This is a genomic window from Escherichia sp. E.sYA108 (assembly GCF_011754335.1).
GTDB classification, from domain to species: Bacteria; Pseudomonadota; Gammaproteobacteria; order Enterobacterales; family Enterobacteriaceae; genus Escherichia; species Escherichia coli.
In genome coordinates, this window is record NZ_JAAQVZ010000001.1 from 2,719,489 (window position 1) to 2,731,520 (window position 12,032).

The 12,032-nt window shown below is 51.7% G+C and carries 13 protein-coding genes; all 13 read right to left on the minus strand.

The annotated features are described in order from the left end of the window. Positions 1-2: 2 nt before the first annotated feature. The 13 genes from pgmB to pspB all read right to left on the minus strand — a co-directional run bounded on the left by pgmB (position 3) and on the right by pspB (position 12,010). Positions 3-662 carry a beta-phosphoglucomutase gene (pgmB, locus tag HBM92_RS12810; RefSeq protein WP_000775772.1) on the minus strand — a complete coding sequence of 220 codons (660 nt, stop codon included), beginning with the start codon at positions 660-662 and terminating at the stop codon, positions 3-5. Further along, entirely contained in the window at positions 659-2,926 is a 2,268-nt protein-coding gene (gene ycjT / locus HBM92_RS12815; RefSeq protein ID WP_000620931.1) for a kojibiose phosphorylase, read from the minus strand. The genes pgmB and ycjT overlap by 4 nt, the downstream gene beginning before the upstream one ends. Then, complete coding sequence (locus tag HBM92_RS12820) at positions 2,923-3,978, minus strand: Gfo/Idh/MocA family protein (protein ID WP_000833590.1); 1,056 nt, start codon at positions 3,976-3,978, stop codon at positions 2,923-2,925. The genes ycjT and HBM92_RS12820 overlap by 4 nt, the downstream gene beginning before the upstream one ends. Positions 3,979-3,987: 9 nt before the next feature. Beyond that, entirely contained in the window at positions 3,988-4,776 is a 789-nt protein-coding gene (locus tag HBM92_RS12825) for a sugar phosphate isomerase/epimerase family protein (RefSeq protein WP_001441954.1), read from the minus strand. Between the two features lie 18 nt (positions 4,777-4,794). Next, the gene (locus HBM92_RS12830) at positions 4,795-5,847 is read right to left on the minus strand and encodes a zinc-dependent alcohol dehydrogenase (RefSeq protein WP_000737369.1); all 1,053 of its coding nucleotides are present in this window, start codon (positions 5,845-5,847) and stop codon (positions 4,795-4,797) included. Between the two features lie 30 nt (positions 5,848-5,877). Next, on the minus strand, positions 5,878-6,720 hold the full coding sequence (locus HBM92_RS12835; RefSeq protein ID WP_000224675.1) for a carbohydrate ABC transporter permease: 843 nt from the start codon (positions 6,718-6,720) through the stop codon (positions 5,878-5,880). Next, positions 6,707-7,588: a carbohydrate ABC transporter permease gene (locus HBM92_RS12840; RefSeq protein ID WP_001080774.1), complete on the minus strand. Its 882-nt coding sequence runs from the start codon at positions 7,586-7,588 to the stop codon at positions 6,707-6,709. The genes HBM92_RS12835 and HBM92_RS12840 overlap by 14 nt, the downstream gene beginning before the upstream one ends. 20 nt (positions 7,589-7,608) lie before the next feature. Beyond that, the gene (locus HBM92_RS12845; protein WP_000597415.1) at positions 7,609-8,901 is read right to left on the minus strand and encodes an ABC transporter substrate-binding protein; all 1,293 of its coding nucleotides are present in this window, start codon (positions 8,899-8,901) and stop codon (positions 7,609-7,611) included. A gap of 13 nt (positions 8,902-8,914) precedes the next feature. Continuing rightward, positions 8,915-10,594: a glucosylglycerate phosphorylase gene (gene ycjM / locus HBM92_RS12850; RefSeq protein WP_001441953.1), complete on the minus strand. Its 1,680-nt coding sequence runs from the start codon at positions 10,592-10,594 to the stop codon at positions 8,915-8,917. 213 nt (positions 10,595-10,807) lie between these two features. Continuing rightward, complete coding sequence (gene pspE, locus HBM92_RS12855) at positions 10,808-11,122, minus strand: thiosulfate sulfurtransferase PspE (protein ID WP_000473127.1); 315 nt, start codon at positions 11,120-11,122, stop codon at positions 10,808-10,810. A 74-nt stretch (positions 11,123-11,196) separates the two neighbouring features. After that, on the minus strand, positions 11,197-11,418 hold the full coding sequence (gene pspD / locus HBM92_RS12860; RefSeq protein WP_001441952.1) for a phage shock protein PspD: 222 nt from the start codon (positions 11,416-11,418) through the stop codon (positions 11,197-11,199). Between the two features lie 8 nt (positions 11,419-11,426). Continuing rightward, complete coding sequence (gene pspC, locus HBM92_RS12865; protein ID WP_000907387.1) at positions 11,427-11,786, minus strand: envelope stress response membrane protein PspC; 360 nt, start codon at positions 11,784-11,786, stop codon at positions 11,427-11,429. Next, complete coding sequence (gene pspB, locus HBM92_RS12870; RefSeq protein WP_001274963.1) at positions 11,786-12,010, minus strand: envelope stress response membrane protein PspB; 225 nt, start codon at positions 12,008-12,010, stop codon at positions 11,786-11,788. Before pspB ends, pspC begins: the two co-directional genes overlap by 1 nt. Positions 12,011-12,032: the final 22 nt, after the last annotated feature.

The following is a 12,032-nucleotide window of genomic DNA, read 5'->3' on the forward strand; positions in this document are numbered from 1 at the left end:
TGCTATACGTTTTGCCAGAAGGCCGATAACCGCGGCCAGGTCAGGGAGTCCGTTGAGGGCAACAATAATTGCGCCCCGGTTAAGCCCGCGCCGATCCCCACCGAGCGCATACCGCTGGCGTTAATGGCTTCAATGCCCGCCTGCGCATCTTCAATGCCGATACATGCCTGTGGCGGCACGCCCAGCCCTGCACAGGCGGCGAGAAAGATTTCCGGGTCCGGTTTCGAATTTTTGAGTTGGGAAGCGTCCGCGCAGAAGGTGAAAAACTCGCGCAGCTCCAGCGCTGCTAAAATCGTCGGCGCATTCAGGGAGACAGAAGCCAGCCCAACCGGAATCTGCTGTGCTCGGAGATCTACCAGCAAATTGTGAATGCCAGGCAGCACAGCATTAACCGTCAGTTCGCGCAGTGAGTGGACGTAAAGCAGATTTTTGCGATACGCCAGTTGCGCCCGTTCCTGTGGGTTAAAATCGCCCTCTTTACCCCCGTGCTGCAGAATTCGCCGCAGGGACTCATCGCGGCTGATCCCTTTTAGGAATTCGTTAAACTGCGCATCAATGCTGATGCCAATTTCAGCGGCAATCTGCTGCCACGCCTGGAAATGCAGATGCGCGGTATCTGTGATTACTCCATCCAGATCGAAAATTACCCCCTGCAGTTTCATTCACCCTCCAGATGCGTGGTAGCGGTCCCATTGAAGGGCAAAATAAAATCCCCCAAACAGAAAACAGATTCTTCAGCCACAGATATAAGCTGACCGTTCAAGCGCAGTGAAACGGGCGCAGAAGTTCGAATCGCAATACGCTGCGCGTCGAGAGTGACCTGTAATTCGCAGCCCTGCCAGAACAGAGGGAAAGACAACTGTTGCCACTGCTCAGGTAACGCCGGATTGAGATGTAATTCACCGTCACGCACGCTCACCCCGGCAAAACCCTGAATCGCCCCCAGCCAGATAGCGCCAGTTGCGGCAGCGTGGATACCGTCATCACAGCTATGTGGATCAGCACCAAGATCGATTTCAGTCCCCTCGCGCCAGAACTGATAACTTTGGGTCAGCAGGCCACAGCGTGCGGCAACAATGCCGTGGATTGCTTTACTTAATGACGAGTCGTGAATAGTGCGCGGTTCATAAAATTGCAGATTGGCAAGACACGATGCCGCTGAGAACTGCTCCGGCAGCATGTAATTGAGCATCACCACATCAGCTTGTTTGAGGATCTGCATCTCGTTCACTTCTGCGCGTGAATAATCCAGCAGAATGGTTTGCTTCCCCGCCGCCGCTTTGTATTTCGCCAGATTAATCACCGGCTTAGCCATAAACGAATCATCCTGCGGCAAAACGCCGTCGGGCTGAATTTCTGGCAGCAGCAGTTCTTTGAGGTACATTTCTGCACGATGAATAAACGCGTCGTCGCTACAGCCAAACTGACGAGCGATATTCAGCGCCTGCTGGACGTTGTAATACGCCATATAGCTGGTGAAGGCGTTATTATTGACATGTTCGGTATATTCGTCTGGCCCAATAACATCATGAATTTCCAGACGGTCGTTAACCCTCACCGCGCGGCTAATCCAGAACTTTGCCGTCTCCAGAAGTAGCGCCATGCCTTCATGAGCAATGAAACTTTCATCCCCCGTGGTCCGCCAGTATTGAATAACCGCCCAGGCGATATCGGCCACCAGATGATGTTCCGCCTGCGCAGAGGCCACTTTTTGCCGCAACCCGGTACGAATGTTAATGGCGGCAAATTCCGGCGTCTCTTCTTCGCCACTACGCGCGCTTTCCCACGGAAACAGAGCGCCCTGCCAGCCGTTGCGTCGCGCTTTCTCCTGCGCGCCAGGCAAGTTGTGCCAGCGATAACGCAGTAAACTTCGGGCAACCGTCGGATCGCTAAACAGATGGAACGGTAGCAAAAATACTTCTGTATCCCAGAAAACGTGGCCTTTGTAGCCTTCGCCGGTTAAACCTTTCGCCGCAATGCTGCTGCGCTCATCGTGGGCAGGCGTCATGATGCGCAGGTGATAAAGCGCATAATCTAACGCTTGCTGATCGTGCGCATCGCCGCCGTTTACCGTGATACGACGTTTCTGCCACCATTGACGCCAGTTTTCTGTTGATGCTGCAAGAAGTTGGTCGTAACTCTGCTGCGCGCACATTTCAAGCTGACGAAGCGACGCACTGCCCCATTCGTCTAAAGCGGCTTGTCTGTCGTCCCGCCAGTCGATCCACACCCGTTTTTGCAGCGTCAGCGTCTCACCTGCGTGAAGCTGCGCGCAGGTATGTTGCAGTAAACGGCGCTCTTTGGCGGTATAGCATTGCTGCACATCACCGCTCACCTTACAGCAACAGCTGATGGCCACATCACTGCGCCCATCCTGGGTGGTGTAGATCCCCTGCATCAGATGCTGACCAAATACCCGCACCTGGGTTTCGTCGAGATGTTGGCGACCGTGGTTGGTTTGCGTGGCGTCAATGCCTGTTGAAATCAGCACTAACGCGTCGGCGTCCAGTGGCGTAATAGTGATTTCCAGCGCAATGAGCGGCAGTTGGTCTGCCGAAACAAAGCGACGGCTGGTGATGGTGTAACCTGCGCCGTTGCTGGTACGCCAGACAACGTTGCGGCGTAATTCGCCACTGGCAAAGTTAAGCTCACGCTGCCATGCTTCGCGGGATAACGAGAAAATCTCACCATTTATGGCAATCTCCATCCCCACGACATCAGGCAGGTTCACCAGTTCGTTGATTTCACCTTTACCCGCCCGATGATAAAGCCCTGCCAGATACATCCCACGGGTCTGGCGCGTGTAATCTTCTTCATGGCTGGCGCGAAGCCCAAGATAGCCGTTCCCCTGCGCCATCAGCGAAGCATACTTGTTCAGGGTATGCTGGCTGAAATGGGGTTCCGTTAACGTTACTGGCCTGATCATAATTCCACACGCGTCCCTGTTTCTGCGGATTGATAAAGCGTCGCCACCAGTTGCTGGATGATGTATCCCTGCTCGGCGTCGGCTATCATCACGGGCTTACCTTGTACGTGGTTGATAAAGGCTTCCATACTGCGCAGATGACGGTTGTCGTCTGCCATTTCCCGTTGCATCAGCGTCATTAATTCACCGTTGTTATCGGTGTAGATATGTGCCGGAAACAGCGTCGCCCCGGCTTTATCACCACAAAAGCTGACGTTCATAATCGACTGTTCGCGGATGTTGAGTGCAAATGACGTTTCCAGCCACAGAATGCCGCCGTTATGAAATTCAATGGTGCCAAACAGCGAATCTTCGACGCTGTAGGTTGCCGGGTCCCACTCGCCAAATTGACCGCAGCTCTTTTGCGTGCCGATCTTTTGAAAGCTATGCGCAGTCACGCTTTTCACCGCTGGAAAACCCAGCACATACATCGCCGCATCCAGCATATGAATGCCGATGTCGATCAGCGGGCCTCCGCCCTGCAATTCTTTATTAGTAAAGACACCCCAGCCGGGAACACCGCAACGACGCAGGGCGCGGGCGGTGGTAACGTAAATCTCTCCCAAAACGCCGTTGGTCACCTGTTCACGCAGCTGTTGCGTATCGAGTGCAAAACGATGGTGAAAGTCGTAGGCCAGCACCTTGCCCTGTTTGCGCGCGGTATCGCACATTTCCCGCGCCTGTTCTGGCGTCATGGCGGGCGGTTTTTCGCACATCACATGGCAGCCCGCTTCCAGCGCCATCAGGGTATGTTCGTAATGAAAACGGTTAGGTGAGCAGACGCTAACCACATCAGGTTTCACCGCCAGCAGCATGGCCTGCGGATCGTCCCACACGGATGCATTCCCGTATTTTTCTGCCAGCGCCTGCGCCTGGGAAAGGCGGCTGCCACAGACAGCCACCAGTTCCAGATCGTTGCGGGTGCAGTAGTACGAAGCATGAACTTTATCCGCCACCTGGCCCGCGCCTATGATCGCGACTCGCAGCGGAGAGCTTGTCATTGCACTTTTCACAAAGACCTCTTAGCAGGTACGCACCCAGGCCAAAGAATCACGGTACGCCTGGGCAGGATCTTCTGCCCGGATACGCCCTTCATACACCACATAACCCTGATAGTTATCGGCGCGCAGCTGTTCAAACAGCGCGTGGAAATCGAGGGTGCCGCTGCCCGGCTGGTAACGATGGTTATCGGCAATATGCACATGACCGAGCAAGTCGCGGTTGTCGTGCAACGCCTGCGCCAGGTTATCTTCTTCGATATTCATGTGATAGAAATCGCCGATAATCTGTACATGTTTAAGATCGTTTTCGACGATGTAACGACGAGCATCGGCGAGGGTGTTGATCATGTGATCCTGATAGCGGTTTAACGGTTCGAGGTACACCACGGTTCCGGTACGTGCGGCCGCCTGTTCCAGTACGCGCAGGGAATCACTCACCATTTTGCGGTCGCCGTCCAGGCTACGCGGCGAGGTCATCGGCGGTAAGCGGAAGGTAAACATGCCCCATGCAGCCGGAACGACGATACCTTTACCGCCCACTTCTGCCAGCGCTTCAAGAATGCGTTCGATCTGCTTTAAGCCATTAAGTCGACGCTCTTCGATAAAGTCGCCAATCCAACCGTCATAGCCACCACAGGCGGTGGTCACCGGTAAACCGGTTTCTTTGATTGCTGCTTTGACTTCTTCGAGATTGTTGACCAGCAGTTTGCCGTCGATCTCAAAACCATCGAAACCCATCTCTTTGATATAACGAAATTTCTCCAGAATGTTTTCCGGAAAGAACGCCTGATTCTGTGTGCCGATTTTCATTTTTTTCATTCCTTTGAATTAAAACGTAACGCCCATTTTGATGCTCTGTTCCGGATGCTGGTCGACATACTGCATGTAACTTTCCGGGCTATTGGCAAAGGTCACCACCGGGTCGATTAAATCTTCACAATTGAGATAACCGTTCATCAGCAGTTCCCAACAGGTTTCTTCGATACGTTTGCGGCTCCAGCGCGGATAATCCGGGTTCGGCTCGCTGCACGCACGGGAGAAAACAATTTTGGCGTTATTGAAATGCGCTTCGCGTCCGAGGTTAAAACCTTCAGCAAATGGTTTGGCAAACGCGACATAGGAGATGGTGCCGCCGTAGGCCAGACCGCGGAGCGCCGATTGCAGCGCGTCGGCGTAACCGCTGGTTTCGATAATCACATCGGCACCCTGCTTGCCGGTCAGCGTTTTGATCTCTTTACCTACGTCAGCGCCAATGGGGTTAAGACAGAAATCCGCACCGTGGCGACGGGCAATATCACAACGACGGGTAATAGGATCGACGCCAATTACCACCGACGCGCCAGCGCGTTTTGCCAGTTGAATGGCAATTTGACCAATCGCGCCAAGCCCGACCACCACGACAAAATCCCCTACGCGTACGTTGGCATCGCGCACGCCGCTCATGGCAAACTGCGCCGGGTCGTAGCAGACGGCGTTTTTCCAGGAGCTGCCTTGCGGCATTTTGCGCAGCTTGTAGTTATTCACTGCGTTAATGATGACCGTCTCGGAGAGCGGGCCGTAGCCGCATACGCTGTCGCCCACCGCGTAGTCGTTAACGTCGCTGCCGCACTCGATAATGTCGCCAACCACCATGTTGCCAAGCTGGAACTTGCCAAACTCAATGCCGCGCGGCGCATCTGCCGGACGCGGGGTGAACATCTGCCATTCGCCATTAAAGTCGTCATTAATAAACGGGCTGGCGGCGCGGAAATCAACCACTTCCGTCCCGTGTTTCGGCGCGCCGAATCGCACGCGGATCTTCACTTCATTGGCTGAAATCGCCCGATCTTCATACTCAACCAGCGCAGCAACGCGCGGTGCTGTGGCTACTAACTTTTTCATGTAAAACTCCTTGTAAAGAAACTGGCCGCTTTATCCCTTCACGCCACCGGCGGTCAAACCACTCTTAATAAAACGTTCAGAAAGCGCGTACATAATCACCACCGGCAATGCGGTCACCAGCGAGGCCGCCATCATCCGTCCCCAGATGTAATCTGGCGTACTGAACAGCGCGTTCAGGCCTACCGGTAAAGTGAAATTGCTGGCGCTGGAGAGGAAAATCGACGCAAAGAGATAGTCGTTCCACGCCACCATAAAGCAGTAGACGAACACGGAGATCAGCCCCGACATCGCCAACGGCACGGTGATACGGAAGATAATTTGCAGACGATTGAGGCCATCCATCATTGCCGCTTCTTCGATTTCATCGGGGATGGTGTCGAAGTAGCTTTTCAGCATAAACACGGCGGTAGGCAGAGTTTGCGTCACCATGGTGATGATCAGCGCCATCTCAGTGTCGTAAATGCCAAGCGCGGTGATGATTTTGAACAGCGGCACCACCAGCAAAATGCCGGAGAACATGTACACCGTGTAAAAGCTGGCGTTGATGGTCATCCGCCCTTTAAAGCGCAGGCGGGAAAGCGCGTAAGCCCCAAGAATGCCGAGAAATACCGCCACCACGGATGAAACCACCGACACCACCATGCTGTTACGGAAGTAGTCGACAAACGGGAAAATCACCGGATTAAAAATGTCGACGTAATGCTCCAGCGTCCACTGCTGTGGCAGCAGCGTAGGATGCAGCGAGATCGCCTCTTTTGCGCTCTTGAACGAGGTCATCAGCATCACAAAAAATGGAAACAGCGTGATGATGAGAAACAGCGCCAGCCCGCAGTAAAAACCGATTCGACTGAGTGTGCGTTTATTTGTTGCCATTGAGGTTCACCCGTTTCCTGGTCAGCAGAATGACAGCGAAAATAATGATGAAAAGCACCACCGAGATCGCCGCCGCTTTCCCTAAGTCATTAAAGGCAAAGGCGGTTTTGTAGAGATAGACACCGAGAATATCGACCTTGGTCGTCAGCAGATAAACATCCGCGAACATGTAGAACATCCAGATAGTGCGCAGGGTCACCACCGTCGCCAGGACCGGCATAATCGCGGGCAGCGTGACGATGCGAAACCGCTGCCAGGCATTCGCGCCATCCATCTCTGCCGCTTCGTACAGCGATTTGTCGATGGTCTGCAAAATCGCCAGAAACGAAATAAAGGCATAGGGGAAGTAGCGCCAGATGGCGAACAGCACCACCAGCACAAAGCTACTGCCCGGATTATCGAACCACAGCGGTGCCTGCTCATAGAGATGCAGAAGATCGACGCCGAGGTAGTTCACAATGCCGTAACCGTTGTTGAACATGTATTTCCAGGCGAACACCAGCGAAATAGACGGCGTTACGTAGGAGAGGAGCACCAGCGAACGCGCGGTTTTGCGCAGGCGGAACTCGCGGTTGAAAAACATCGCCACGGCCAGCCCGAGCACGGTGCTGCCCGCCACCACCAGTGTGGTATACCAGACCGTCATCCACAGCGAGTGCCAGAAGCCGGGATCGGAGAGAATACGCACGTAGTTGCTTACCCCAACAAACGTTGACTCGATGTTGGGATTGAGCGGCAGACGTAAAAAACTGATTTCGATATTCGACAGCATCGGCCACGCCACCAGACCGCCCAGCAGTAATAAGCTGGGCGCGAGAAGCAGCAGTGCAAAAGGCATATCGGAACGACCTGAAAAAAGCCTGTTCATTGCGGATTCCTGTCCTGGGTTTAGTGCTGTTCGATCAGTTCATCCAGCTTTTTCTGGCTCGCTTGCAGCGTGCCAGGGAGATCGGCTTTCCCCACGGTGACGTTATGCACCATTGAACTCACCACGCCAGACCCCGTCACATCGCCCATGCGGGTAAAGTTTTTATCCCCTACTGCGCCAAAGACCTGAATATTTGGCAGTTCGCTGATTAGCTGATTCGGCAATTCTCCCAGCGCCTTAATAACGTCGTTGTCTTTCCAGGTGGCGGTAGTCACCACCGCTTTGTTCACCGGCAGCGCCGCGCCTGGCGACATCATCACCCAGTCGGCAATGTTGTCCGCCTGCTCCATAAAGGTGACAAATTTTTCTGCTGCTTCCGTCTCTTCGGCCTTTTGCCCGGCGGTAATGGTCAGCGAGGTCAACATGCCGTAGACCGCAGAATTTTTCTCGGTTGGCACCACGAAACCGACGTTTTTCGGATCGCCTTCTTTAATCACAGCCGGAAGGATATAGGTGGAGTAAATCGCCATCGGCGCGGTGCCGTTCATAAAAGCGTCTTTCACTTCCATGATGTCGTTAGAACCTGGCATGGTGTTGGCAGCAAGGTTGCGGTAATAGGTCAGCGCCTGCATCATCTCTGGTGTATCAAGGGTGATTTTGCCTTCGGCGTTAAAGACGTTAGCCTGATTGGATAACGCAAACTGGGAGAAAGACTGTTCCGTCAACACGCTTTCTGCTGTAGGCAGCGCAATACCGTATTTTTTATTCGCCGGGTCATTCAGTTTCTGTGCAACGTCCAGCAATTGCTGCCAGTTTTTTGGCTCCTCCAGCCCAGCTTTTGCCAGCACATCTTTGCGATACCAGATCCCGCCAATCCATGCGCTGACAGGAACACCGGTCCAGGCGCTGCCATCTTCGGTGCGCACAATCCGCAGTACGCCATCGTAGAACGCGCCTTCACCGACGTTGCTGATGACCGTGGCAACCGCCTGGCGATCGATAAGCTGCTCTTTGTCCATCACTTTGGCGTAGTCATGGCTGGTTTCGATCACTTCCGGCAGCGAACCGCTACGTGAAAGGGTAATGACTTTGGTGTTATAGGCGTCTTCTTCCACGGGCACTTGTTTTACGGTGATACCTGGGTTTTCTTTTTCAAAACGGGCAATCAATTTGCTGATGACGGCCTGGCGCTCCTGCTCCACCGAAGAATGCATAAATTCGATGGATACATTATTTTTATTTTCTTCTTTACAGCCTGAAATCAGGGCGCAGGAAACCAGTGCTGATAACAGCACGATTTTTGATTTAATCATGAAATGTTCCTTTTTATTTAATCCACATAACCTGCCAGGGATGCAGTGTTATTTCATTACCCAATATATCAACTTCACTAATCAGATCCCGACCGTGCAGGTCAGTAATATTTATATGCTGAATATTTTCACTGACATTAAACAATCCCGTCAGGCAATCGCCATCCGCATTGCTTCTTTGAATTCGCATTACAAATGAATTAATCGCATCAATGGTGAAATTATTATCCGGATGAAACTCTTTATGACTGCGACGAAGTGTAATTAAATGCGACAACTTATAATATATCGAATACCTTAATGTCGCTTTATTGTTCAGTTCTGTCGTTATCTCTTTACTAGAGTATTTTTTACGGTTAATCGCGCGATTATATCCAAGTTTTTCGACACCTGCGTAATCATTACGCGACCCCAGAATGCTTTGAATATATATCGCTGGCACACCGGGAAAACTTAACAAAATCGCATGGGCGAGAATAAACCTGGCACACCGTTCTTCGTCGCTACACTCACGGCGGCTCAACGCATCCATATAGGTGACATTCATTTCATAGGGGCTACGCGTACCGTCGGGATTATTTTTCCAGTTTACTAATGCCCCTTCCTGCTGTAACACCTCGACCAGCGCTAATATTTCGTTTTCGGGCAACAACCCCCGCAGTGGGTTAAGCCCGATGCCATCGTGAGAGGCAAGGAAGTTAAACCAGGTGGTGTTGCTGGAAGGTAGTGTCAGGTTTTGCGCCCACGCACAAAGTGCCTCAACGTTCTGTTTTTGCACCGCATGCAGCACCAGCGGCGGCATCGAGAACTGGTACACCATATGCGCTTCGTCATCGCCTTCGCCAAAGTAAGCAATGTTGTCTTTATGCGGAACATTGGTCTCGGTAATGATCACTGTGCCTGGCGCGACGTTATCAATAATCGACCGTAACAGTTTGATAATCAGATGTGTTTTTTCCAGATGGATGCAGCTTGTTCCCGGCTCTTTCCACATAAAGCCAACGGCATCCAGACGGACATACTCTGCGCCCTTTTCCAGGTAGCACAGCAATACATCCACCATCGCCAGCAACACTTCAGGGCTACGGTAATTGAGGTCAATTTGATCGTCGCTAAAGGTGGTCCATAAATGGCGCATTGAATGATCGCGCATCTGGAATGGCGTTAATAACGGTAACGCACGCGGGCGAGTGACGGCGCTGAGATCGGTTTTCGGATCAATGGCAATAAAAAAATCTTCAAAACCTGGCTGCTGTTGTAAATAGTTTTTAAACCATTCACTTTTTGCCGACATATGGTTGCAGACAAAATCAAACATTAAATGGCTGCATTCACCGAGTTGCTGAATATCCTGCCACTCCCCCGCTTCACTGGCGACCTGATGATAATCAATTACCGAAAATCCATCATCAGATGACCATGGATAAAAAGGTAATAAATGAACATGTGAAAAAATTCTTTGCAGCCATTGAGGGTAAAACTGATTAAATGTGGGTAGTGGCTTTAAATCATTACTGTGAAATTGATCGGCATAGGTAATTAACACGACATCACTTTCATCCCAGTGTTTTTTACGTCGCTGTGTAATTAATCGTTTCGCACTCTCAAGACGCGTTACAAGTTTCTGTAAATGAGTCGCGGTAAATGTTCCACCGTAGATTTCGTCCAGGTAATCCGTAATTTTCTGTTTCATGTTGCCTTTCCGTGGTAGCGGTCCCATGAAACGAGAGACTACTCCGCATAAAATAAACTGTCAATTGAGCTCAAGGGGTTTAGTCACGCAGGAAATCTTTTTTTACCTGGGAAAAAGCGTATTTGTGAGCTGACGCAAATAATCTATGGGGATGTAAATAAGGTGTGACAGAAAAAGTAAACGGCGCATAAGCGCCGCTTAGGGTGGATTCTTTTAACCTTTGACCTTCGGCATTGCGATGTCTTTCAGGCCGCCGGCGTTCTCAACGTGGGTATATCCCATCTCGCTAAGGATGTCTTTTGCCTGCCCTGACTGGCGTCCGGCATTGCAATACACTTTCACGGTGTCGTTTTTATCCGGAACGGCGGTGGCAATGCGCTCTTTCACTTCCTTCAGGGGAATATTGATGGCTCCCTGAACGTGCTCTTGCTGATACTGCTCTGGAACACGAACATCGATCCAGTGTTCAGCGGCGAAAACGGGCAGTGAAAACACCAGTGTCAGAGCAAGTAAGCCTTTTTTAAACATGTAAGCGTCCTTCTATGGATGAAAATTGCCATCCATAATACGCCTTAGCTTTAACAATTTTTGCGAAATTCCCCTCACCTTTTATAACGCCGCGCCAGTTTATTGGCAGCCCGACTTAACAGCGGTTCCAGCGCCACAGCCAGCAACATTTTCAGTGGTCGGCGAGCAACTGATTTTATCGCCCAGCCAGCTACACCCGCCGGGCCATAGCGCAGCGCGGTAAGAAGTACCAGCTTGCCTGCTAATTTGAAACCAGGCTTCACCTTTTGCCCGGCCTGTTGCCAGCGAGTATTCATAACTTTCCTCACAGTTGACGGAAACGGCTACGTAACGTGAAAGTATCGGAAGTGACATAACGTTCCATCTCGCGTAAACGCGTTTCACTTGCCGCCAGTTCACGGTCGACTTCATCCAGCAATTCACTGCTGGAAGGTAGCTGCTCACCAAAGGCCATGTTGTCCGGCATTGGATCAAGCGCAAATGACAAAATGATGTAAGCAACCAGGGTAAACAGCGCCAGACCGAAGAAAATCGACAGCACCACCAGGATACGCACCAGTTTTACTGGTACATCAAAATAGTTGGCAATCCCGGCGCAGACGCCACGGACCATGCCCTGCTGTGGAATACGCCATAATTTTTTATTGAGATTAATGCCCGCCATTAGCGATCCCTCCAGTTCGGATGTTCTGCATCAAGAATGGATTCCAGCGCCTGAATACGTTCGCGCATCCGTTTTGCTTCATCAGCCAGTTGCGCTAATCGCTGCTGCTCACTTTGCGACAATTCACTGCGACCAGAACGATTGCTGTAATGCAGCCATAACCAGATCGGTAAAACAAACAGCACAAAAATGGTTAACGGAATAGCCAGAAATAGCGCGCTCATAAGTACTCCTTAGACGATGAGC

Coding starts and splice junctions, on each gene's coding strand:
- pspB (WP_001274963.1), bottom strand. CDS start 12,010: ATGAGCGCGCTATTTCTGGCTATTCCGTTAACCATTTTTGTGCTGTTT.
- ycjM (WP_001441953.1), bottom strand. CDS start 10,594: ATGAAACAGAAAATTACGGATTACCTGGACGAAATCTACGGTGGAACA.
- HBM92_RS12840 (WP_001080774.1), bottom strand. CDS start 7,588: ATGAACAGGCTTTTTTCAGGTCGTTCCGATATGCCTTTTGCACTGCTG.
- ycjT (WP_000620931.1), bottom strand. CDS start 2,926: ATGATCAGGCCAGTAACGTTAACGGAACCCCATTTCAGCCAGCATACC.
- pspE (WP_000473127.1), bottom strand. CDS start 11,122: ATGTTTAAAAAAGGCTTACTTGCTCTGACACTGGTGTTTTCACTGCCC.
- HBM92_RS12830 (WP_000737369.1), bottom strand. CDS start 5,847: ATGAAAAAGTTAGTAGCCACAGCACCGCGCGTTGCTGCGCTGGTTGAG.
- pspC (WP_000907387.1), bottom strand. CDS start 11,786: ATGGCGGGCATTAATCTCAATAAAAAATTATGGCGTATTCCACAGCAG.
- HBM92_RS12845 (WP_000597415.1), bottom strand. CDS start 8,901: ATGATTAAATCAAAAATCGTGCTGTTATCAGCACTGGTTTCCTGCGCC.
- HBM92_RS12825 (WP_001441954.1), bottom strand. CDS start 4,776: ATGAAAATCGGCACACAGAATCAGGCGTTCTTTCCGGAAAACATTCTG.
- pspD (WP_001441952.1), bottom strand. CDS start 11,418: ATGAATACTCGCTGGCAACAGGCCGGGCAAAAGGTGAAGCCTGGTTTC.
- pgmB (WP_000775772.1), bottom strand. CDS start 662: ATGAAACTGCAGGGGGTAATTTTCGATCTGGATGGAGTAATCACAGAT.
- HBM92_RS12835 (WP_000224675.1), bottom strand. CDS start 6,720: ATGGCAACAAATAAACGCACACTCAGTCGAATCGGTTTTTACTGCGGG.